Below are 22242 nucleotides of genomic sequence, written 5' to 3'. Positions count from 1 at the left end.
CTTCACCTCAGCAGTTCGGCCAACGCCTCTTTCCAGTCTTTGGGAAGAGGCCACGTCTCCCGCTTTGTGAGGCTCAAGGCGATCGCCTTCTCGGCATAAGCCGCTTCGTTGATAAACACAGGAACCAGTCCATCCTCACCGTCAAAAACAACAGTGTTTGATTCGGCGTCGATAAACAGTGGATCCCCTGCTTTCAAGGGTTGCCAATCGCGACCCTGAAGATTGGGATGCACCAGGGCATCCGGATCACCAGAACTGCGTCTCGGCACATCCAGGCTGCCCAGATGGAGGTGAATCACAACCTGGTCGGGATAGCGAGCACTCCCGTCACGCACCGATGTGATCGCCGCCAACACAGCTTCGAGAGCCAGGCGGGTCTGCAGCACGATGTCGGAACGGCGTACGTTCTGGGGAACCGGTCCCACCTCGATCACCAGTCCACAGGGCCAGCGCTCCGCAAGAAAGCCCTGCTGCGCCGCGTCCGCTTCATGCAGATAGATCGGAAGACCCAGTCGGTGCTGAACCAACGCCGCCAATGCCAAATCGACGGGCCGGCGTCCATACACAACCAGGCAATTGCCCATCGCTGAGGTGGTGCTGTGCAGGTCCACCACCAGGTCGCAGGGCGTTTGCCCCTTCGGACCGAATTGCTTCAGCAATTCGAGTGCCTGCACCATTTCCCGATCCGACTCGGCAGCAGACTCTGATGCCTCCTTGTGGAGGTCCGGGTGGAAAGAACGGTTGAGATCTCGGTCGAGGTAGCGCCGGCCCTTCGCGCAAGCCGCAGGATTGCCGATCGCCAGCTGCACGTTGAGACCCTCGGAATCAATCAAGGCCGGATATTGGCGCCATTGGTCGAGCAACCAGGGCCCATTTATCTCATTGCCGTGGGTACCGGCCACCACCAAAACCCGAGGCCTCACCATCCAGCACCTGGCAACGCATCCAGACTGACACCACTCGTCACTGATCGACCATGGCTTTACCTCCTCTGGTTGTTGCTACTGCCAGAGAGGGCTGGCGGTGGCAGTGGCGCCAGCTGATGCAGGGGCTTGGACCGGCTGATACCGAAGGGCGTTACCAGCGTCCTGCGAGCGACCGAATCGACGTGCTGATTCCAGATAAGTCTGGCCTGCAATTCCGTGCCGACGCGCAACGGCCACGGTTGGTGATCGGGAGAAGCTGCCCTTGGGCCCATCGCACCTGGCTGATGCATCGACTGCGTCAACTGGATGACACCCTCACCCTGTTGATGGCCACAGCTGATCACCGCGCCGGACGCTGGTCCCTCGTTCCAGCCTGGCTGGGCTGTGACTCTCTGCTCGCTCTGTATCGGCATTGCGGTACTCCGCCCCATCACAGGGCCACCGTTCCAGCCCTGATCGATCCAGGGGAGGAGGCTGAGCCCACTCCCCAACTCCTAGGGAATGACAGCGCTGCACTCACCGAAACGCTCAATCAATGGCCAGGAGGGGAAGGAGCCATGGACTTGGCTCCCGCCGCTCTGGAGCCAAACATTCAACGCTGGCTCCAGCTCTTGCAGCCAGCCGTCAACGATGGCGTCTACCGATGCGGCTTCGCACGCACGCAGAAGGCTTACGACGAGGCCAGCGCAGCCTTGTTCTCAGCGCTGGACGAGGTAGAGGCCGCATTGCAGCACCAGGGCCCCTGGCTCTGCGGCGCGCAACCCACCATCGCGGATGTGTGCCTGTTCCCCACGTTGATCCGCTGGGAGCTGGTCTACGCCCCACTCTTTGGATGCAACGCCCAGCCGTTGTGGATGTTCCCGGCGCTATGGAGCTGGCGTCAATCCTTCTACGCCCTTCCAGGGGTTGCAGAAACCTGCGATGGCGAGGCCTGGCGCGCCGACTACTTCGGCGCCCTTTTCCCGTTGAATCCCGGCGGCATCATTCCAGCGGGGCCGGATCTCTGCACACTGATAAAGAGTTCACCGGCATTGCCATGACCAAAGCCGATCCCCAGTTTGAAGGCGTCTATGGCTCCTATGCAATCACCGAACAGGATCGGCAGGAGGTGCGTCGGTATCGGATTGCGCTGCTCGTGAGTGGCCTTGCACTCAGTGCCGGTCTGCTGCAGTGGTGGCAGCTCGGCAGTGAACTGGCCTGGCTCTGGATCTTGCCACTTGCCTCTGCCCTCGGATTGGCGCTGCGCTGGATCCACATCTACCTGCGTCCGTTGCACCAGGCCTTGCAGCTGTTCTGGTTGCTGGGATGTCTGGGATGGTGCGCCTTGCTGGCTCTGAACGGCCCAGCCGCTGCCCTGCCAACCCTGCAACGCCAACCCTTGTGGATCCTGGCGATCGGTCCCCTATTCGCGGCAATGGCCGGCATCGGTTTCAAGGAGTTCTTTTGTTTCCGCAGGCCTGAGGCCATCGGACTCACCCTGTTACTGCCCATGGCACTCCTAGGGAGATTGAGCAACCTGCTTCCAGCAGACGTCTGCCTTGCATTGCTCACGACGGCTGCTCTGCTCCTGGTGATCTTGGCGGTCCGCAAGTTCGGAATGGACCCAGCCGCCGATATCGGCGATAAGAGCGTGTTTGCTTACCTGGAAGCGCAGCGCAATGTCGTCACCCCGTGAGTCTGATCAGCCTTGTTGATGCGTCCAAGGACTTCGGGATCCGCACACTGTTTGAGGACCTCACCCTGCATGTGCGAGAGGGAGATCGTCTCGGGCTGATTGGCCCCAATGGAGCGGGGAAATCAACCCTGTTGAGGGTGCTCGCAGGGCTGGAGCCCCTCGGCAGCGGAGAGCGTCGCTGCTCAGCCCGACTGCGGGTGGAACTGGTGGGGCAAGAGAGCCGAGTGGATCCGGGATTAACGGTGCTGGAGCAGGTTCTGGCTGGATGCGGCAAGAAAAGGGATCTGCTTCTGCGCTTCAGCGAGGTCTCGGAAGCCGTTGCAAAAACGCCGGATGACACGGCCCTGATGGGTGAGCTGGGAGCGCTCAGCGAACGCATGGATGAAGAGGAGGCCTGGGCGCTGGAGCAGCAGTGTCAGGAGGTGCTGCAACGCCTGGGAATCTCCGACTTGCATCGGCCCGTGGAGGATCTCTCCGGCGGATACCGCAAGCGGGTGGGATTGGCCTCAGCCCTGGTGGCCTGCCCCGATGTTCTCCTACTGGACGAACCCACGAACCATCTCGATGCGGCGGCGGTGGAGTGGCTTCAGAGCTGGCTGGATCGCTATCCAGGCGCCGTGGTTCTCGTGACCCACGATCGTTACGTCCTGGATCAGGTGACCCGTCGGATCGTGGAAGTCGAACGGGGGGTCGCCAGCAGCATCGACGGAAATTACAGCGCCTATCTGCAACGCAAGGCCGACCAGGAGGTGGCCGATGCCGCAGAAGCCGCTCGCTTCAAAAGTGTGATGCGTCGCGAACTGGCCTGGCTGCGCCAAGGTCCGAAAGCGAGAAGCACCAAACAGAGAGCCAGGATCGAAAGGATTGAGGCCCTTAAGGCGTCACCGACGAAGCAAGCCAAGCAGGAGCTGGCGATGAGCAGCGTCAGTCGGCGCATCGGCAAGGTCGTCATTGAGGCTGAGGAGCTCACCGTCACAACGGATGGCCAGCCGGGCGGGCCCTCACTGCTGCGGGATTTCACCTACAGCTTCAGCCCCGAGGATCGAGTCGGGATCATCGGCCCCAACGGCAGCGGCAAATCGACCCTTCTCGATCTGATCGCTGGCCGCCGCCAGGTCACCAGCGGCTCCCTGCGGCTGGGTGACACGGTCCACCTCGGCTACCTCGATCAGCACACGGATGCTCTCAGCGAGGGACGCGGTCTCGAAAGGAAGGTGATCGAATTTGTAGAGGAAGCAGCCTCCAGGATCGAACTAGCTGGCGAACAGTTGAGTGCATCCCAGCTTCTGGAACGGTTTTTGTTTCCCCCTGCCCAACAGCACAGCCCCCTGAACAAACTCTCGGGTGGCGAACGCAGGCGTCTGAGTCTCTGCCGGATGTTGATCCAGGCTCCGAATGTGCTGTTGCTGGATGAGCCAACCAACGATTTAGACGTGCAAACCTTGAGCGTTCTCGAGGATCTGCTCGAGGATTTCCGTGGCTGTGTCGTTGTGGTCTCGCACGATCGCTACTTCCTCGACCGCACGATTGATCGTTTGTTCTGTTTCGAGGACGGTCGTCTGAAGCGGTTCGAAGGCAACTACAGCGCCTTCCTTGACCACAAACGTGCCTTGGAGAAGAACAGCTCCGAGCCATCGTCTGTTCCGAAAGAGACCGCCAGCTCCAAGAAGAAGCCGAAGAAATCCTCCGATTCAGGCCCACGACGCCGCAGTTTCAAGGAGTCCAGAGAACTGGAAACTCTGGAGCAGACATTGCCAGACCTTGAAAAGCGCAAGGCTGATCTGGAAGAGGCGATCGGGTCAGGCCAGGGAGACCTCACCAACCTGAGTCAAGATCTGGCGACACTGCTCGAACGAATTCAGGAGAGCGAAGAGCGCTGGCTGGAACTCAGTGAACTGGCTCCCTGAGTGAACAACGCTGTCGACAGAGATGTGACGACTCGATAGGCAAGGGGCAACCCAGCGGAGCTGTGGCCGTCCAGCCCTTGGAGCCGGACTGGATCCACCTCCAAATGATGTGAGGTCATTGGATCCCCCATCTGTTGCAAGTCGAGATCGAGTGACCATTTCACCTGAATCTGTTCCAACACCTCGCAGGCTTCCGGAATGGAACGGAAGCGTTGATCCAGAACACACTTCCCTCTTCATCCATGAAGTGGCGACCTTGTCGCTGCTGGATCCTCACCATGGAATTGAGGCCTCTGCAGCTCTTCTTGTAGCGATTAACACAAAGGCGTAACAAGCGTGTTGTTACGGAAACCTCGTCTTCGCTCCCATCGCTGGCATGTCTGTCCAACAGCCTTATGGTGTGATTGTCGCCATTGGCCTGGACGCGCCAACGATTCCATGAAATCCATCGACGAGCACATCAAAAAGGACCAGTCCGAACTCGAGACGGCCAAGGCAGAAGGGAACGATGCCAAGGTGCGTCACATCAGCGAGGAGCTGGAATCCTTGCAGGAGTACAAAAAGGAGCACCCCGAAGATTCCCACGACCCAACGCCTTTGGAGCTTTATTGCGAAGCCAATCCAGAAGCTGACGAATGCCGTGTCTACGACGACTGATCTGCAACGAGAGTGAATTAGCACTCATAAATAGGCGGGGCTAACACCCCGCCTATTTTGTTTCTAATTCTCCGTCTCAATCAGCAAAAGAGGGTCAAAGATCCTCATTGAACTCGGAGGGACTGCCGGTGAGGCTACAAACAACCGACTCCTCAGGTTTCAACTCACGAACTTCAGCGATCGGACGACCGCGACGTCGGAGCGCTTCAATTTCTTCACGGGTCTGGCAGCGGGCGATCAGTTGACCCTGATCGTCAAAGCAAGTGAAAAAGGTCATTCAGTCTGGTTCGACATCGATTCCTTTATGGCCAGGACATCGGCGCAGCACAAGGGCGGATGAGCCCCTCCACACAGGGGGCAAACCGGAAGCTGTCACACACCAAGCTGCTGCCAAACCTGATCCAACAAAGCATCGAGTCCCTTACCCATCACAGCGGAAATCAGCAGAGGACGACGCCCACTCAACGCGTCTAGCCGTTCCAGCAGATCGTCTCTCCCCTGCTCATCGAGAAGTTCGAGTTTGTTCACCACCAGCAAGCGCGGACGACTGACCAGCCCATGTCCATAGGCCTCGAGCTCCTTTTCCACCACTCGCAGATCACCAAGGGGATCGTCGGCTCCTCCATCCACCAGATGAATCAGTAGGCGGGTGCGCTCGATGTGCCGCAGAAAGTCATGGCCCAGGCCAGCGCCTTGAGCAGCTCCAGCGATCAATCCTGGAATGTCTGCAAATACAGTGCCGTCGCCCGAGGGCCTGCGCACCACTCCGAGATTCGGCACCAGGGTGGTGAAGGGGTAGTCGGCAATTTTGGGGCGGGCTGCAGAGAGAACACTAATCAGAGTGCTTTTGCCAGCATTGGGTAGTCCGATGATTCCCACCTCAGCCAGCAGTTTGAGCTCGAGCTGCAGCGGCCACTCCTCGCCGTCCCTGCCTTCGGTGCACTTCTCGGGAGCGCGATTGCGGTTGCTGAGGTAATGCGCATTCCCAAGACCGCCTCGACCGCCGAAGGCCACCGTGAGCCTCTCCCCTGGGTTCGTGAGATCACCCAACAAGATTCCCGTTTTGAGATGACGCACCTCGGTGCCACAAGGCACCTTGATGACAAGAGGTTGTCCGGAAGCACCGGTGCAGCGGTTGGGACCACCGCGACGACCGTCGATGGCCGCGAACAGACGCTTGTATTTGAAATCCAGAAGAGTTTGGAGGTTGGCGTCTGCTTCCAGCACCACATCGGCGCCATGCCCACCATCTCCGCCCGAAGGCCCCCCGGCAGGGACATACTTCTCCCTTCGGAAGGCCACGATGCCGTCGCCACCGCGCCCCCCCCGCACGGTGATGCGTGCCTGATCGATGAACTGCACGAAACCCCTCGATGGGTTCAACCACCAACCCTAGGATCGTGCAGTGCCGGAGATTGGGCTTGGCAGGCGTTTGCTTTAAGGCGCTCAGCAAGAGCTATCCACCCCGGGGAGGGTCCGATCCGGTCGAGGTGATCCGTGAGCTCTCTCTGACGATTGAAGACGGGGAATTTCTGGTGCTGGTCGGCCCATCAGGCTGCGGGAAAAGCACACTCCTACGCCTGATGGCGGGCCTGGAAACCCCGAGTTCAGGAGAAATCTTCATTGGAGACCATCCCGTCAGTCGCCTGCGTCCGGCCCAACGCAATGTGGCCATGGTGTTTCAGAGCTACGCGCTCTATCCCCACCTCAGCGTGCGGGACAACCTGGGGTTTGGATTGAGGCGCAGTCGTCAACGCACCGTTCTGCAGCAGATCCAAGACCAGCTGCATCGCTCCACCCGACGCTTTCCTCAGCCTCTCTCGCTGAGTTCTCCCCGGGAAGCGCGCCTGGAAATCCGGGTGAATGAGGTCGCCGAGGCCCTCGAACTTGATCAGCTTCTAGACCGGCGCCCGAAGGAGCTCTCTGGGGGCCAGAAACAACGGGTGGCGCTGGGACGGGCCATGGCACGGCAACCGGACGTCTTCCTGATGGATGAACCTCTGAGCAATCTGGATGCCAAGTTGCGCGGAAGCACCCGAACGCGCATCGTTGATCTGCAGCGACAGCTGGGTACCACCACGCTGTACGTGACCCATGATCAGGTGGAAGCGATGACCATGGGGCACCGGATCGCGGTGCTGAATCAGGGCCGGTTGCAGCAGCTGGGCACACCGATGGAGCTCTACCGCTGGCCCTCAAATCTGTTTGTCGCCCAGTTCATCGGAAGCCCGCCGATGAATGTGCTTCCTGTAACGGTGGCCTCAGCGGGGACATTGCTTCTCGGTGAGCGACGTCTGCCGGTCGAAGGCGTCCTCGCCGATGCGCTGCCCGCTTTGGAGGGGCAATCGTTAAACGGCGGAATCCGCCCGGAACAACTTCGGATTGCACCTGCCACCAACCGCAACCTCCCAGCTGATGTCAGTCACAGTGAAGTGCTAGGCAACGAACAACTGATCACCTGCCGGCTGCTGGATGGCGGACATTTGATTCAGGTTCGGGCCGATCCTGACCTGGACGCCACACCGGGATCCAGAGTTCATCTTGAGGCCGAGCCCACAGGCTGGCGACTCTTTGATCGCCTGGGAGAGGCCATTGCCAGGCCTCACCCCCCCCGATCAAGTGAAAACGAGCCACTTCTGCCCAACCTGGGCTGACTGGCGCTCGAGAAGATCCTCATCGCACCCACACCACACTGCAGCCGGCCCCCCCGTCTCCCTGTTCAGCATCCACAACCCGTTCCACATACGGCAGGGACTGAAACCAGTCCCTGAGGCCACGCTTGAGCCGTCCGGTGCCGATGCCGTGAATCACCCACACAGGACCACTGGCCCCGCGCAGCACCTCTTCAACGGTCGACTCGGCTTCATGAACGCGCATTCCGCGCACATCCACGGTGTTCCTTGATGTCCGCACCTCGGCACTGCCGCTCCCCCGCCGAGCCTTCACCCGCACCTGCACCACTGGAGCGGCTGGGGGGTCAGGCTTGCGTCCGTCCAGGCTTTCGACAGCCGACAGTTCAACGGTGCTGCGCATCACTCCGCAGCGCACCTGAAGCTGCAGACCATCGTCAGACACTTTCAGAACCTCAGCGGCCTTGCCGAGGGCCAGCAAGCGGATGCGATCTCCCACTTGCGGTCGCCAGCCTTGATGCCGGCGACGTTCCGGCTCAGGACGGTGGCGATCCTCGAGTTTGCGCAGCCGCTGCCCCGCTTGTCTTGCTGTTTCGCCATCGGCCCCATCATCACGGAGACGTCGGATCAGTTGGCGCACTTCTTTCTGGCCGGCACGGATCGAGGTCTCCAGGCGTTGCCGTCCCTGTTCCTGCCGTTCAGCGGAATGCTGTTTCTGCTTCTCCCAACGCTGCAGGAGTTCTTCATGCAGCAGTTCGGTCCTTGCGAGGAGCGCCGCTGCATCTTCCGCTGCGGCCTGTTGGCGCATGCGCTGTTCTTCCAAGCCGCGAATCACGGTGTTCACCTCACCATCTCCGACAGGAGCAAGCAGGGCGCGTGCTTCATCGATCACACTGCCTTCAAGGCCTAGCCGGGTGGCGATCGCCAGCGCATTGCTACGACCTGGAATCCCCCAGAGCAGGTGATAAGTCGGCGACAGCGTCTCGCTGTCGAAGGCAACCGACGCATTCTCAAAGCGGGCATCGCTGTACTTAAGAGCCTTGAGCTCGCCGAAATGGGTGGTCGCCACAGTGAGCCGTGCACGATCGGCCAGGGTGCGCAACAGTGCTGTTGCCAGAGCCGTGCCTTCACTGGGATCGGTACCGGCACCCACCTCATCCAGCAGCACCAAAGCAGGAGCCGGCCCGGAACGAATCGCCTCCAGGATGCGACCGATCCGTTTCACATGACCGCTGAAGGTGGACAAGCTTTGCTGCAGCGATTGCTCATCGCCGATATCAGCTAGCACCTGGGCACACCAGGGAAGGGTGGGGCTGCCACTGCACGGCACCCACAGTCCTGCCCGCGCCATCAAAGCTGCCAAACCGATGCTCTTGAGGGTGACTGTTTTCCCACCGGTGTTTGGCCCGGTAATCGCCACCACACGCAGAGACGACGACACCTCAACACTGACGGGCACAACGGTTGGCCCCTGCTCGTTGCGCTCCTGCCAGACGAGCAGCGGATGGCGCAAGGTTCTCAGCTCGAACGGAGCATCAACAGCGGACTCCAAACGGGGAGGAACCGCACCGAGCCACTGCCCATAGCGGCCACGGGCCAAGGCCAAATCCAATTTGAGCAGCACCTGCATCAGATGCTGGAGTCCCTCAACCTGCTCAGCGACAGCTGCACTGAGCTCGGAGAGCACCCGCTGTTCCTCCTCACGGATCCGGCCATCCACATCAGCGAGCTTGTTCCCCAGATCGATCACCGATTTGGGTTCCACGAACATCGTGCTGCCGGATGCGGAGCTGTCGTGCACCATTCCCGGGCACTGTCCACCGGCACCGGCTTTCACCGCCAGCACGGGCCGGCCGTGGCGCTCGGCAATCACGGTGTCTTGGAGATGGGCGGCCCAACGCCTGATCACGTCCTGCAACCTGTCCCGGCGTCTGGCCCGCAGCTCCTGCCACTGCCGCCTCAGACCATCAAGCCCAGGGCTGGCTCGGTCAGCAACCCGTCCCCCCTCTTCAATGGCGAATTTCAAGCGCTGCTCGAGATCGGGGAAGGTCGCCACATCCCTGAGGAGTGTTGTGCACACCGGGCGCAGCTCCGGTTCATCGATCTGGCGACGCAAGCGACGGGCAGCGGCCAGGGTGTTGGCCACATCTAAAAGCTCCTCACCCGAAGCCGTCCCCCCTTTACTGCAGCGCAACAGGGTGCGAGCGAGATCACTCACACCTTGGAAACTCAGCCCACCCTCGAGAACACCGTCCAGAGAGCCCATCTCCAGGGTCTGGGCCTGAAGGGCGAGGCTGTCTTGGAGCGAGGCCGGGAGAGCATCGATTTTGCAGTGACGACGTCCCTGCACGGTGCTGGCGAAACTGGCGAGATGGTCACAGAGCCGCGGCCACTCCAGCAGCTCCAGGGTTTCCTGAAGAGCAGACATCAATCAGCTGTCGTCACTCCTGATTGATTGGAAGGAATGCCACCTGGAGGCTCATAGAGCATTTCGAGCCAATTGCCGTCAGGGTCACGCAGATAGAAGGAGGCTGTGCCGTCGCGATGATCATGGACGGCTCCCACAGCGACACCCGAAGCCTTCAGTTGATCATGCACCACATCCACTTCAGAACGGTCACGGAAGTGGAAGGCAAAGTGGGGGCCTGCGGCTTTGTAATTCGGTCCCAACAGAGCCAGGCCATCACGTGACTTGACGGCTTCCAGGTAACACCAGTCGTCTGCTTTCCAGACCATCTCCATCCCCAGCTGAGAATAAAAAGCCACAGCCCTTTCCATATCCTCAACGCGGATGGCGACGTGCCCCAAGCGCTCCACCACAGGCATGGACTGGTTCTCGAATAAAAATCATTCTGAATGGTGCCCGACGTCCGGCGAGAGGGAGTCGGGGCTCCGCTCGTGCGCTAGAGACTCTGGACGGGCGCCATGGGCAAAGGAAATTCCCCATGACGTGCGGCAGACACATCCAATCGAGAAGCAGATGAGTCCACTTCCCAGCAGTAGAAATCCCTCAGAGCGATCCTGACGATCACCGCTGGTCAGCAGATGCCCAGCGAGAATGAAGGCCACGGATGCACACACGAAAGGGAGAGGGCTCCAGAAACGCATCGGACGACCTGAGGCCATAAATCGACGAGCACTGACTCCTGATTAGCTCGCTTCTGCTAACCCTGCTTCAACCATTCAGCGGCATCACAAGCGTGATAAGTGAGGATCAGATCCGCACCGGCACGCTTGAAGCTGAGCAGGGTCTCCAGCACCAAGGCCTTCTCGTTGATCCAGCCACGCTCGGCGGCCGCTTTCACCATGGAGTACTCACCACTGACGTTGTAAGCCGCGATGGGCAACTCCGACTCTTCCCGCAAGCGATGAATGATGTCGAGGTAAGCGAGACCGGGCTTCACCATCATGATGTCAGCCCCTTCCTGTTCATCGAGCTGGGCCTCGGTGATGGCCTCACGGGCATTCGCCGGATCCATTTGATAGGTGTCCTTGTTCCCAGGAATTGGCTTGCTTCCAGCAGCCCGGGGCGCGGAATCAAGAGCTTCGCGGAAGGGCCCGTAATACGCCGATGAGTATTTGGCTGTGTAGCTGATGATGCCCACATGCTCGAAACCTTCGTCATCGAGGGCTTCACGGATCGCCCCGACCCGGCCATCCATCATGTCGCTAGGTCCGATCAAGTCAGCACCGGCTCTGGCCTGGGCAACGGCCTGCTTGCAAAGCAACTCGATCGTTTCATCGTTCAGAACCACACCCTGTTCGCTGACGATGCCGTCATGGCCGTCGCAGGAGTAGGGGTCGAGGGCCACGTCCGTCATGATCGCCATTTCCGGGAGCTCTTGCTTGAGCTGGCGAATGGCACGCGGAATCAATCCGTTCTCGTTGAAGCATTCGGCACCATCTTCGGTTTTGAGTCCCTCAGAGACCTTCGGGAACAGAACGATGCAGCGGATTCCAAGCTCCCAGGCGCGCCTCACCTCCGAGGTGAGCTGCTGCAAGCTCCAGCGATTGGCCCCAGGCATGGCCCCAATTGGCTCCACCTCCGCACCTTCGTGCACGAACAGCGGGTAAATGAAATCAGCAGGCGACAGATTGGTTTCGCGCACCATGGCCCGCAGAGACGCAGTACGACGCAGGCGGCGTGGGCGGTAAGTGAGGTCCATCAGCAGGACAAATCGAGGACGTGATCGTAGGCGGCAAGCCTGACAGCTCTTCAGAGCCGGGCGGTTTGAATCCAATCGCGGCGCGGATCATCGCCGCGTTCCTCACGCAATCGCTCAAGTAGAGAGCGCTGCGTCTCAGACCACTGGGAAGGCCACTGCAGGCTGAGGGTGAAAAGGAGGTCTCCCCGGCCAGTTTTCAGCGGCCAACCCTTGCCCTTCAGCCGCAGACTGCGGCCTGGGCTGGTGCCCGCAGGGATCGAGACTTCGGCTTCGCCGTCCGGTGTCATCACGGTAACGATGCCTCCGAGCGCCAACTCATCGAGAGCCACAGGAAGATCAGCACGCAGCTGATCACCGTCGAAGCGCCACACGGGGTGAGCCTGAACCTCAAGGTTCAGATAGAGATCGCCGCGACGCCCGGTTCCTGGCTGAAGGTTGCCCTTGCCCTTGAGACGGAGGCGGGAACCGTTCTTCACTCCCGCAGGGATGCGCACCTGTACCCGTTCATCATTCACGGAAAGCATGCGCTCACCACCACGGAAAGCCTCCGCGAAACTCACTTTCACCGTAGCTTCAGCATCGAGATTCACCGGAGGGCGTGAAGCTCCTCGAGGAAAGCCGCCCCCAGCAAAACCGCCAGGAAATCCACCACCAGGAAATCCACCGCCCGAGAAACCACCCGGTGCACCGCCGAAACCACCACCGCCTTGACCGCCGAATCGACCAAGAAGGTCATTGATGAAATCGTCGAAATTGCCGTAGCGGCCGAAATCAACATCACCCATCCCGGCACCGCCACTGCCGGCCTGATTCCAGTACTGCCCAAATTGCTCGTACCGCTTGCGCTTCTCAGGATCCGACAAGACCTCATAGGCCTCGCTCACTTCCTTGAACTTGGCTTCAGCCGTCTTGTCACCCGGATTCACATCCGGGTGGTACTGGCGCGCCAGTTTTCGAAACGCCCGCTTAATGGCATCAGCATCAGCGCCACGATCCACCCCGAGCACCTTGAAGTAATCGCGGTACCCACTGCCGGCCATGATGATCCTTCAGTCCCAAGGACTCCACTGCCACTGAGTCTCCCAGTTCCATCCGGGGTTCGGCACCGTTAGGGCAGGCCGGATGCCCGTACGCCTGAGCGCACGTACATTCTCGAAATGATCAGATTCTTATTTCTCGGCATCATCTCCAGTGCCAGCATCGGCCTTTTGGGTGCAGGGTTGGTCCGTTCAGCCCCCGACCCGGCCGTCCTTGCCGACCACCTCAGCAAAACGCAGGTTCTGTACTACGGCTCCTGGCGTTGTCCAGCCTGCCAGGCTCAGGGGCGGCTGTTCGGCGACGCGGTCAGCAACCTTCCGTACGTGGAATGCGGCAAACCCAAAGAGCTTCCGATTCAGGCCGCTGCCTGTAAAAACGCTCGAATTCGAGCCTATCCAACTTGGATTCTTCCGACTGGTGAACGCCGCGAGGGTGTCCAGTCGCTCGAGGAACTTCAGGTATGGACAGGGATGAGCACGACACCCTGAGGCGATGAACAAACGCCGGCACGCTCTCATCCACGGCTTTAGCTGGACGCATTGGCGCGGAGACCTCTCGGGCGGTCTCACTGCTGCGGTCGTGGCACTACCCCTGGCATTGGCCTTCGGCAATGCAGCCCTCGGTCCGGGTGGTGCGATTTACGGTCTTTATGGAGCCATCGTGACGGGCTTTCTTGCAGCCCTATTCGGGGGAACCCCTGCACAGGTGAGCGGACCAACAGGGCCGATGAGCGTCACCGTGGCAGGGGTTGTAGGCAGCCTCGCAACCGTTGGCGTCAGCCGGGAACTCAATGGCGGAGAGCTGCTGCCGCTGGTGATGGCTGCCGTGGTGATCGGTGGACTCATTCAGATCCTGCTGGGCGTGCTGCGACTCGGTCGTTACATCACCCTCGTGCCCTATTCCGTGGTCTCGGGTTTCATGTCTGGCATCGGGATGATTATCCTCTGCCTGCAAATCGGTCCGCTGCTGGGAATCAACAGTCGCGGTGGTGCGATTCAGTCTCTTCAGATGGTGGTGGCCGATTTCAGGCCTGAGCCGTCGGCGCTTTTGGTTAGTGCCGCCACCTTGCTGGTGGTCTTCGGTACTCCACGTTTGATCAGCAAGGTGGTCCCGTCGCCTCTGCTGGCGCTCGTTGTGATCACCCCCCTGTCTTTGTGGCTCTTTCCAGACCAGTTGACGCGCATCGGCAGCATTCCAGAAGGGGGGCTCACCTTCATGATTCCCAACTGGCGGGACCACCTGCCTGTGCTGATGCGAGCCGGGGTGGTGCTGGCCGTCCTCGGTGCGATCGATTCCCTGCTCACCTCACTGGTCGCCGACAACATCAGCTACACACGCCATCGCTCCGATCGCGAACTGGTAGGCCAGGGCATCGCCAACAGCGTGGCGGGTCTTCTCAGCGGTCTTCCTGGAGCGGGGGCCACGATGCGCACGGTGATCAATATCAAGTCCGGTGGTCGCACACCCCTCTCAGGGATGACCCATTCGGTTGTGCTCCTGCTACTGCTGCTGGGAGCCGGTCCCCTGGCAGAAGGAATCCCCACTGCTCTACTGGCTGCAATTTTGATCAAGGTGGGATTCGACATCATCGATTGGGGCTTCCTACGCCGCGCCCACCGTCTCTCCTTCAAAACAGCTCTGGTGATGTGGGGCGTTCTGCTGATGACAGTGTTCTGGGACCTGATCGGTGCGGTGCTGGTCGGCATGTTCGTAGCAAACCTGCTCACGATCGAATCACTCACCGACCATCAGCTCGGCACCATGAACGTGGATGCAGCTCCTCTGGATGAGGAGGAACAGACCCTGCTGGAACGCTGCGGCGACCAACTCATGCTGTTCAGGATGCAAGGGCCACTCAGTTTCGGTGCAGCCAAAGGCATCAGTGAACGGATGATGTTGGTGAGGCAATACACAATTCTGCTGCTGGACATTACTGACGTTCCACATCTGGGAGTGACGGCCAGCCTGGCGATCGAACGCATGGTGCAGGAGGCTGCGCAGCACGATCGACAGGTGCTCGTGGCCGGTGCGGCAGGCAAGGTGAAACGCCGTCTAGAAATGTTCGGGATTCCATCTCTCGTGGATACCCGCCTGGCAGCTCTGCGTGAAGCTGATCAACGTCTCAACAGTTGAATCATGAGCTTCATCGTCTTTCGAAGATGGAGACGATCCCCATGGGCTCCTCCAGCTAGCGCTGACTGGAACGAATCAAAACGGTGAAACGGATCAAGTCCTCGCAGACATCAATGCAGAGATCAATCAAACGGTGGCGATAGGAAGACCCCTTCATCGTGCAGTCGTCATTGCAATCAGCCATGGAGCGAGGAACACTGATCCGATTCGTGATGCAGATCATCCGCATCCAACGGCCCAAAATGCGAATGGCGAGTGTTTGTCATCTTGTGGACCTCGAGGCTGCACTTTGGAGCGGGATCCAATCGATCTAATTGTTGAAGACACCACTCAGATTTCCATACAGTTCCGACGAGCACCAGAACTTTGCCTCCAACCCAACCACCAATTCAAAGAGCTCTTGCGCCTTCGGATGAACCGACGACTTTGACGCCAACACCCATTGCCACGAGGAGGCGCCAAGCCACCAGGGTGAGCCAGCGCAAGCGGGAGTTAGCTCGAAACGAACCATACAAAGCAAAGATTCATGGTGGATCGCCGCTCACCTGACCGGATTGGAACGGCTCGAGAGGACGATCGAACCCAATGGGCGCTTACCCGCACTGGAGCGCGGAAAGCACGCTGATTAGAGCTAAACCAGAGGAACGCGGGTTAACCCATGATCCATTCGCTATTGATCGCACAGCTTCTGTTCGCAAGCGATTACCAAGGCTGGGTCGACAGTCAGACCCCTGCAGAACTGTGCCAGGAGTACCAAGACGGAAAGATCGAACAACAATATCTACCGGGAGGACGTTCGCAAACACCCTGCGGGGAAGGAACCTTTGACGACCCTCTGAATTACATCCCCCAATAAAAGAATCAATGTCAATGGCAATTGAACCGCTGATCAAACATCAAGATAGGAACGAGTCACCGTGCTTTCGATAACGTGGCTAGCGTCGAGGATCATCTACATGTTGTCATCAAAGATCTTGTGCGCGACTTCCACAGGGCCCTACTGAACCGCGCAAACTGTGATTGGATCGTCTTTGCTAACACTGCAAAAAAGTGATTTCAAACCCGCAGCGGCGTGCATCTTGGCAACATCATCGCTGTCGCAGATCACAGCCCATTTAGCAAATGGAACACTGAGGTTCAAAGCCCCAACGGTGGTTTCCATAAAACGTTGGAAGATCATTGATTGAAGCACTTGTTCCGCGTTTGATCCGTATGCGCCACAACACGAAGCGTGCGGACCAGCGACCAGAGGACCTTTAAAGCCAATCAAGACTCGCGACCCCTTACGATTAGCTTAGCTATGGCTAAAAGACACCATGGAATTTTCAATCGTCATTCTCAATCAGTTTGTTGACCACTATCCAACAATCGAGTGGAGCAACTGGAAAGATGACAATAGCAAGCAAATGAAAAGCGAAGGTGATCACTGGGCCAAGGCGATCCTCCCAGGAACAGATATCTGGTCTTGCCTGGACACGCATCAGATCGATCCAAACCACCTCGTGCAATGGAGGCCTCTCAACGAGACCCTGCACAAGGTCAGTCTCCCAAGCAGAACAACAACAAAATAAGCATCAACAGTGTCTTTTGCATTCATCGGTGGAGGACGATGAAAGCCGCATCGACACAAGCGGAAACTGCATTAGTCACAGGATGTTCATCGGGCATTGCCCGCGCCATCGCAATTCAGCACGATATCAACCTCCCCCAATCTAAATAAGACCTAAAACAATGCCATCCAAAAACTGGCAAAGGCGACCACGAGTCGATTAGGGATGGATGAGAGTTTACCCTTAAATCAGTGAAATCAAAGGCAATACTTCAGCCTTAATCATAAGCTGATCAATAGATCTGGATGAGACGAGATGAATGTCCCAGTTGCAGCCCTGATCACTGGGACTCTAGGAATAGCAATAGCCTGGAGCAATCAGAGAACAGGGGCGCTACCACAAAAAATTTGCCCAAAAGAAAAGAATCTCCCCTGCAGAATTATTAGCGAACGTCCACTTCAAGGAATCTGGGTGATGAAATCATCTGAGACTTATACCAGCAAAATCCCTAAAAATAGCTTTTGGTTTTCAGACTTACAAGCCTTCACCTTTACAGAAGATAGATATTTCAAGCATTTGATCAGCAGTGGCAAAAACCTTGATTTGAATGATCTAAAGCAAAATGCATCTCTTCCATCCCCTAACTATCAAACATATGAGTTTAAAGATGGATTTCTTTGGATCAACCATCCGGAACGAAAGCCAGCGCCTTACTACGTTTTAGAGTTTCAAGAAGATCGCTTAGGAGGAGAAATCCAACAAGGTGATATTGCCCTTTGGGCTATCGTGCCGAAATCACTGTCCGGAAAGAAGTCTAAGAAACTCACAGCAGAACCCCTAAAAAACCTAGAAATGATGTACGTCAAACAACTCAGAAAAACCAACTGGTAGATCAGCAATCATTAGTTACTTCTGAACATTATGCAAGAGAAGGCTATGACTAAACACACAACTGTGTCACTAAGTAGTTGTGAACTCGATGGTAGCGCCGACTAATCAATAGACTGATCTCATCATCAACATTTGGATGAAAGCGATCCATATCAACACCACTGAATTAATCAAGAAATCTAAAACATTGAAGCCATCGACAGAATGCGATGAGGAGAAAAACGATCGACTAGGCAGAAGAGCATTGCGTAACCGAGGACTGAGAGGTCGAACGCTTTGTGCATGGAACACTGAAATCGCGTCATCAAGAGACCTCTTAAATCAGTTGTTCATCTATTGAACAAGGACACCGATTTGTGTGAGCCTCAAGAGAAGGAGTAGATGCAGAAGCCAAGAAATACAGTCGAAAGCAAAGCAATCAACGAGATCTACACCAAGACTGAGATAATCCTGAATGAGGAGCAAGCGGACTACAAAAGGCTTTGAAATACACAGCAGGCCGATCTGAATTATGAAATGTACTGTGCACCAAGCGTCAAACCACGAACTGAATTGTGCAGATGAGACATCCGTAGCATGACTGGCGAGCCATTCCGAATACTTTCCCATAAAGGACTCAAGGCCTCTTTAGGAGCTTGGTGAATCACAAGAATGTCACTGGAATCAGCATTTCTGACACCTCGGTACAAAGATTTGAGGTGGACTCAGGATGACGATCTTTTATAAGTCAACTCTCAAATTGTTTAGCTGATTCACCGAATAGAGCAGTACGCTTAGGAGTAATCGGAGGCGCAATCGACATGTCAAAACAGAGGCTGTTAAAGATTTAAGCAGAAAAATTCTATTCTATTTGTGGCGACAAAGAGAATCGTTCAAAGCAATCCTGCCAAGCCTAGAGATCACCCTCGGTGGCGCAGAGGCCGAACAAAAAGAGCATTAGAATTAATTTAAAACGCTATTACTTGTAAGAAAGTACGGAGAGATCAACAGGGGGGTCGCTAACCTGTTACCCGATAACAAGAGAACTTTAATCGTCAATTGTCAGGAAGTCTAAGCTTTAGCAACAAGCGTCCTATCGAGAGAACATTACCTTTTGCAGCTCGCAATTTTTCCACCTTTACCGAAAAAGAGCAGTCTTTTACTCGACAACGTCTTTATATCAAAGGACGTTGTCTTTCCCGTCCGTTGAGATTTAGATGTTCCAGTTTTCAAGTTAATTGTGGTGATACTTTTCTGACCGGGGAAAACCAATTGTTCTGCTTTAACGATCATCCATACACCTTTGGTCACCACTCGGCTGTTCCCTACTTGCAGATCAGATTTCAACGAACCATTTGGTGAAAAACTATATTGAAACTTATCTGTTGGAATTGTTTTCCCCCCTGATTTAAAGATGCAGTTCCAAGTACCCAGTATTAATTTGCGTTGTTCAGAAACTTTGTCTTCCCCATAAGCCTCTGAAGAGATGAAAGTCATTAACGAAGCAACGACAATAGCGGCAGTCATTGGGTGCAACAGCTTCATCTGATTTAACTTGTTCACAAGAATCTCTAGCAAGGAATGAATACTATTGCACTCTTGTGCTTTGGTCAGGCTCATCAATGACAAACAACTGCCTAGCTCTACAGCCTGCACTCTTCATGTTGCCCGATAGGCTCACCCTGGCGATTGGGGTGCGACTTTAATTCGAAAAAATTAATAACCTCAAACCTTTCAACAAAATAAATGCTTAAGCTTTTACGATTAGCGATGAATCAACCCAAAAGCGAAGCTTAAAGCCCTACTCGGACCCCGAGTTGACCTCCCCAGCTACTCCAAGAAGCATTATTCCAATCATTAAATCCGTCATTCGTGTCAAAACGCGATGTTCCTCTGTAAATACCTTCAGCAAAAATCTTTGAACTTGCTGAAACATCTACAGAAATGCCAGCTTTAAATTGATACCCCCATAGGGAACGATTGAATGCTTCATAAGAGAGACCTGGATCAGAAAAACCTCGAACATCCAAATTTGAATACCCTATTCCTGCTCCGAGGTATGGAGTCCAGCTCTTCCTTCGTAAAATATCCCAGTATCCGCTCAAGAAAGCTGATTGCTTTCGAACTTCTCCGCCTGAAATATAGTCAAAATCAATACCTCTGACGTTTGTGTATCCACTCAATTGGCTTGCATCGAGAGCATAAGTCGCCTCGATTCTCAAACCATCAAAATTCACTCCTAATCCTAACTCTGCAGACGCACCAGGGCTTGTATATTCCTCAAAAGTTCCTGCTTCTCCTGTATTTGTTCGGGTCGTTGGATTATTAGCTCCAGCTGCACCCGTTAAATACAGATAGGGGAACTTGACACTTTTATCTTCTTCAGCAAAGGCAGGCAGAGAAGCAAAGCAAATGGCAAAGCCCAACAGCCCCAAGGAGTGACGACACAACATGAGACCACACTTAATTCCGTAATTATGCATCGCTTGTGATGCTGATGCCTGCTGCCATAGCCAGTTTCAGCTTTGCTGTTCTGCACTCTCCAACGGATGCGACATGCCTGCGCCCGCCACAAAACACGAGGTGCAGCATGACTGTTTGAAAAGTTGAGCGCGGGGGCGTGCCGATCGGTAGTGATAAGGAATCCGTTTTGGACGTCTGCGGCCGTCCTGAGATGTAACGGCCGATATGGAGGCCCAGTTCTGCTGCTGTAGAGGGTTCTATAGCAACCGCCACGCGGACCCTTGCGGGGCCCAAAGAGGAGTAACAGGAGCCTTATAGGGCTTGGCTTGCAAATCCCGCGTTCGACGGCGATCTTCCTAAAGCTTTCGAAGTCTCGTCCCCCTACAGGTCGAACGAACCCCGCTCTTTGAACCAGGTTCCATAAGGCTGTGACTCCTTTCCAGTGGGATATTGCAGCCAAACCTTGTAAGCCTTCAAGCCTTTTGCCGTAGTTCAGGGTTGATTGTCACTCAACCTCCTTTGTCAGCAAAAGTTCTTCTGCTCTGCAGGCTGCTTTTCTCTCTTCCGTTCTGCGGGGGTTGTTTTCCGCTTCCCGCGCCTCTCTCTCAGCATTAAGCTCATGCCCCTTTCGTGCGCCTTTTTCCTCTGCTGTTCGGATAAAGCCATTTGAGTTTGATGTTCAGCTGTGAGCTTGGTTAGCGGGGGGGGGCGATTTTGCACCGCGTCGACTGGGGTGCATATCCCTCAACTGGGAGAGCAGTAACAACCCCCGCCATTGCTGACGGGAGCGAGAAGGCGGATTTTATTTTCTGGAATTAGTGGAAGTTTTCCTGAAGCCACTGGGATGTGCCAGTCAGTTGTTCCATAAACCTGAACTTTGCTCCGTCCCAATCTCCATTCGTGTCAATCACCTCCAGGCCGCTGGCATTCCAACCAATCGTGATTCCATCCAGCGTTGGACCTTCGACTAAAAATAAGATCTCCCCTTCGGCATTTTTGATCTGTGTTGATTGGTAAAAATCGCCAAAATTACGAGCTTCACGATGAGGAAGCTGAGCATTGCCATTCCAGAGTGTTGTTTCCACGCTGGCAATTCCACCTGTTTGCGCCATGAAATCCTCGCTGAGGAAGATGCGATCACCTTCATCTACGAAATCCCAGATCTCATCTGGTGCATGATTGTCATGGTTGGCCAAGTAAATCGAATCAACTCCGCGTCCCCCATTGAAAATATTCTGACCGTCTCCATTTCCGATGAGTACATCGTTATCGTCACCTCCGTATAAGTAGTCATCGCCTGCCCCGGCAGTCAACCAGTCATTACCTGACTGTCCATAGAGTCTGTCGTTTCCTCCTCCTCCGTGGATCGTGTCGTTGTCTGAATACTCATTCGTGCCTGTTATGTATTCCCCATCTCTTCCGTCCTGTTCTTTTCCTCCATAAATGATGTTGTTGCGGCTGTCCCCCGTGAGGATGTCATTGCCGCCGAGTCCCCAGAGATTGCCGTTAAAAGTATCGGCGGCTCCCATATGATCGTCGTCTTCAGTTCCAATGCTTTTCATTGCAATTTCACTGACAGCCTCGAAAAGCTCTTGATACTTTGTCTTGACTTCGAAATATTCGAAAATTTCCTTTTCGCTAGGGTTTGAGAAGTGGCTGAATTTTTCAGGAAGTTTGAAGTCCATGGATTGAGAGGCGGTGTGGTTCGTGTCGTTGGGATTGTTCCCTTCGATGGACACACCATCTCCGGAATGACGGGTCAACTTGATGACCTGCGTCAAAGCGGCCTGTGATCTTGGTCACTTGGGTACAAAAACATTGCAATAACTGGGGTTAGAGGCTTACCCCTAGGTGCCAACCAACCAGACTGTTCGCTTCGTCTGTCGCGAGGATCGAGTCTGTCCGGTCCACCATCAGCTCAATGGCAGGAGGCTTTCCAAGGCGTTCAATTCCTAGAGTCACTCAAGCCTTGAAGTCATTAGGGGCGTTGGCACGAAGCGCTAGGAGCAGTTCCTGTAGCAGCGCAAGGGTCATCTGAGTGTCGAGTGGCAATGGTTCAGTGCAACTGCTGAAAGCATTCCCCGCTGCCAATACAAAACCCAGCCATTGCTGACAGCACGAATAATTTGTTGATAGATAGTCAGCGACAATCAACTCCCCCTGCTTTCCGTTGCGGATCTTGTATAGCTTTCTGCTAACTGGCCTTCAGGCTTACCGACATGAAATT

The 22242-nt window shown here is 55.9% G+C and carries 22 protein-coding genes; 9 read left to right on the top strand and 13 right to left on the bottom strand.

Going from position 1 to position 22242, the window contains the following annotated elements:
- Positions 1-2 precede the first annotated feature (2 nt).
- Positions 3-926 (bottom strand): aspartoacylase, encoded by a 924-nt coding sequence (locus WH7805_RS11215; protein WP_006043216.1) that lies wholly within the window; start codon positions 924-926, stop codon positions 3-5.
- A 50-nt stretch (positions 927-976) separates the two neighbouring features.
- On the opposite strand from WH7805_RS11215, the gene WH7805_RS11210 reads away from it, so the two are divergent.
- The 4 genes from WH7805_RS11210 (at position 977) to WH7805_RS11190 (ending at position 5165) form a co-directional block, all read left to right on the top strand.
- Complete coding sequence (locus WH7805_RS11210) at positions 977-1966, top strand: glutathione S-transferase C-terminal domain-containing protein (RefSeq protein ID WP_006043215.1); 990 nt, start codon at positions 977-979, stop codon at positions 1964-1966.
- A complete protein-coding gene (locus tag WH7805_RS11205; protein ID WP_006043214.1) occupies positions 1963-2601 on the top strand; it encodes a DUF2301 domain-containing membrane protein in 639 nt (212 codons plus the stop codon). The genes WH7805_RS11210 and WH7805_RS11205 overlap by 4 nt, the downstream gene beginning before the upstream one ends.
- Positions 2598-4508, top strand: coding sequence for an ABC-F family ATP-binding cassette domain-containing protein (locus WH7805_RS11200; protein ID WP_006043213.1), 1911 nt, complete (start codon positions 2598-2600; stop codon positions 4506-4508). The genes WH7805_RS11205 and WH7805_RS11200 overlap by 4 nt, the downstream gene beginning before the upstream one ends.
- Before the next feature lie 438 nt (positions 4509-4946).
- Positions 4947-5165, top strand: coding sequence for a CP12 domain-containing protein (locus WH7805_RS11190; RefSeq protein ID WP_006043210.1), 219 nt, complete (start codon positions 4947-4949; stop codon positions 5163-5165).
- Positions 5166-5259: 94 nt separating this feature from the next.
- On the opposite strand, the gene WH7805_RS11185 is transcribed toward WH7805_RS11190, so the two are convergent.
- Both WH7805_RS11185 and obgE read right to left on the bottom strand, forming a co-directional pair.
- Positions 5260-5442: a hypothetical protein gene (locus tag WH7805_RS11185; protein ID WP_006043209.1), complete on the bottom strand. Its 183-nt coding sequence runs from the start codon at positions 5440-5442 to the stop codon at positions 5260-5262.
- 95 nt (positions 5443-5537) lie between these two features.
- Positions 5538-6527 carry a GTPase ObgE gene (obgE, locus tag WH7805_RS11180; protein WP_006043208.1) on the bottom strand — a complete coding sequence of 330 codons (990 nt, stop codon included), beginning with the start codon at positions 6525-6527 and terminating at the stop codon, positions 5538-5540.
- Positions 6528-6586: 59 nt separating this feature from the next.
- Here obgE and WH7805_RS11175 point away from each other — a divergent pair, with 59 nt between their 5' ends.
- Positions 6587-7819 carry an ABC transporter ATP-binding protein gene (locus WH7805_RS11175; protein ID WP_038005436.1) on the top strand — a complete coding sequence of 411 codons (1233 nt, stop codon included), beginning with the start codon at positions 6587-6589 and terminating at the stop codon, positions 7817-7819.
- 19 nt (positions 7820-7838) lie between these two features.
- On the opposite strand, the gene WH7805_RS11170 is transcribed toward WH7805_RS11175, so the two are convergent.
- Genes WH7805_RS11170 through WH7805_RS11150 form a run of 5 tightly spaced genes read right to left on the bottom strand, consistent with a single transcriptional unit; the run spans position 7839 to position 13001 of the window.
- Positions 7839-10223 carry an endonuclease MutS2 gene (locus WH7805_RS11170; protein ID WP_006043206.1) on the bottom strand — a complete coding sequence of 795 codons (2385 nt, stop codon included), beginning with the start codon at positions 10221-10223 and terminating at the stop codon, positions 7839-7841.
- Complete coding sequence (locus WH7805_RS11165; protein WP_006043205.1) at positions 10223-10621, bottom strand: VOC family protein; 399 nt, start codon at positions 10619-10621, stop codon at positions 10223-10225. The genes WH7805_RS11170 and WH7805_RS11165 overlap by 1 nt, the downstream gene beginning before the upstream one ends.
- A 21-nt stretch (positions 10622-10642) precedes the next feature.
- Positions 10643-10921, bottom strand: coding sequence for a hypothetical protein (locus WH7805_RS11160; RefSeq protein ID WP_038004687.1), 279 nt, complete (start codon positions 10919-10921; stop codon positions 10643-10645).
- Between the two features lie 38 nt (positions 10922-10959).
- Positions 10960-11961 carry a porphobilinogen synthase gene (hemB, locus tag WH7805_RS11155; RefSeq protein ID WP_006043203.1) on the bottom strand — a complete coding sequence of 334 codons (1002 nt, stop codon included), beginning with the start codon at positions 11959-11961 and terminating at the stop codon, positions 10960-10962.
- Positions 11962-12011: 50 nt separating this feature from the next.
- Positions 12012-13001 carry a DnaJ C-terminal domain-containing protein gene (locus WH7805_RS11150; protein WP_006043201.1) on the bottom strand — a complete coding sequence of 330 codons (990 nt, stop codon included), beginning with the start codon at positions 12999-13001 and terminating at the stop codon, positions 12012-12014.
- 117 nt (positions 13002-13118) lie between these two features.
- Between WH7805_RS11150 and WH7805_RS11145 the strand changes: the two genes are divergently transcribed.
- The 3 genes from WH7805_RS11145 (at position 13119) to WH7805_RS15005 (ending at position 15988) form a co-directional block, all read left to right on the top strand.
- Positions 13119-13487 (top strand): hypothetical protein, encoded by a 369-nt coding sequence (locus tag WH7805_RS11145; RefSeq protein ID WP_006043200.1) that lies wholly within the window; start codon positions 13119-13121, stop codon positions 13485-13487.
- Positions 13488-13491: 4 nt separating this feature from the next.
- A complete protein-coding gene (locus WH7805_RS11140; protein ID WP_006043199.1) occupies positions 13492-15132 on the top strand; it encodes a SulP family inorganic anion transporter in 1641 nt (546 codons plus the stop codon).
- 658 nt (positions 15133-15790) lie between these two features.
- Positions 15791-15988: a hypothetical protein gene (locus WH7805_RS15005; protein WP_006043196.1), complete on the top strand. Its 198-nt coding sequence runs from the start codon at positions 15791-15793 to the stop codon at positions 15986-15988.
- A 141-nt stretch (positions 15989-16129) separates the two neighbouring features.
- Here the strand turns inward: WH7805_RS15005 and WH7805_RS11130 are convergent, their stop codons facing one another.
- Complete coding sequence (locus tag WH7805_RS11130) at positions 16130-16294, bottom strand: DUF3764 family protein (RefSeq protein WP_006043195.1); 165 nt, start codon at positions 16292-16294, stop codon at positions 16130-16132.
- 703 nt (positions 16295-16997) lie between these two features.
- Between WH7805_RS11130 and WH7805_RS11120 the strand changes: the two genes are divergently transcribed.
- Positions 16998-17573 (top strand): hypothetical protein, encoded by a 576-nt coding sequence (locus tag WH7805_RS11120; RefSeq protein ID WP_006043193.1) that lies wholly within the window; start codon positions 16998-17000, stop codon positions 17571-17573.
- Between the two features lie 509 nt (positions 17574-18082).
- Here the strand turns inward: WH7805_RS11120 and WH7805_RS15175 are convergent.
- The 4 genes from WH7805_RS15175 to WH7805_RS13595 all read right to left on the bottom strand — a co-directional run bounded on the left by WH7805_RS15175 (position 18083) and on the right by WH7805_RS13595 (position 21796).
- A complete protein-coding gene (locus tag WH7805_RS15175; protein ID WP_156783686.1) occupies positions 18083-18262 on the bottom strand; it encodes a DUF3764 family protein in 180 nt (59 codons plus the stop codon).
- A gap of 397 nt (positions 18263-18659) precedes the next feature.
- Positions 18660-19172 carry a hypothetical protein gene (locus WH7805_RS11115; protein ID WP_006043191.1) on the bottom strand — a complete coding sequence of 171 codons (513 nt, stop codon included), beginning with the start codon at positions 19170-19172 and terminating at the stop codon, positions 18660-18662.
- Between the two features lie 173 nt (positions 19173-19345).
- A complete protein-coding gene (locus WH7805_RS13940; RefSeq protein WP_232199003.1) occupies positions 19346-19978 on the bottom strand; it encodes an outer membrane protein in 633 nt (210 codons plus the stop codon).
- Positions 19979-20830: 852 nt separating this feature from the next.
- A complete protein-coding gene (locus WH7805_RS13595) occupies positions 20831-21796 on the bottom strand; it encodes a calcium-binding protein (RefSeq protein ID WP_006043189.1) in 966 nt (321 codons plus the stop codon).
- Positions 21797-22242 lie beyond the last annotated feature (446 nt).

Origin of the sequence: Synechococcus sp. WH 7805, assembly GCF_000153285.1 — a bacterium.
GTDB lineage: Bacteria > Cyanobacteriota > Cyanobacteriia > PCC-6307 > Cyanobiaceae > Synechococcus_C.
This window is presented reverse-complemented; position numbering and strand designations above follow the sequence as displayed.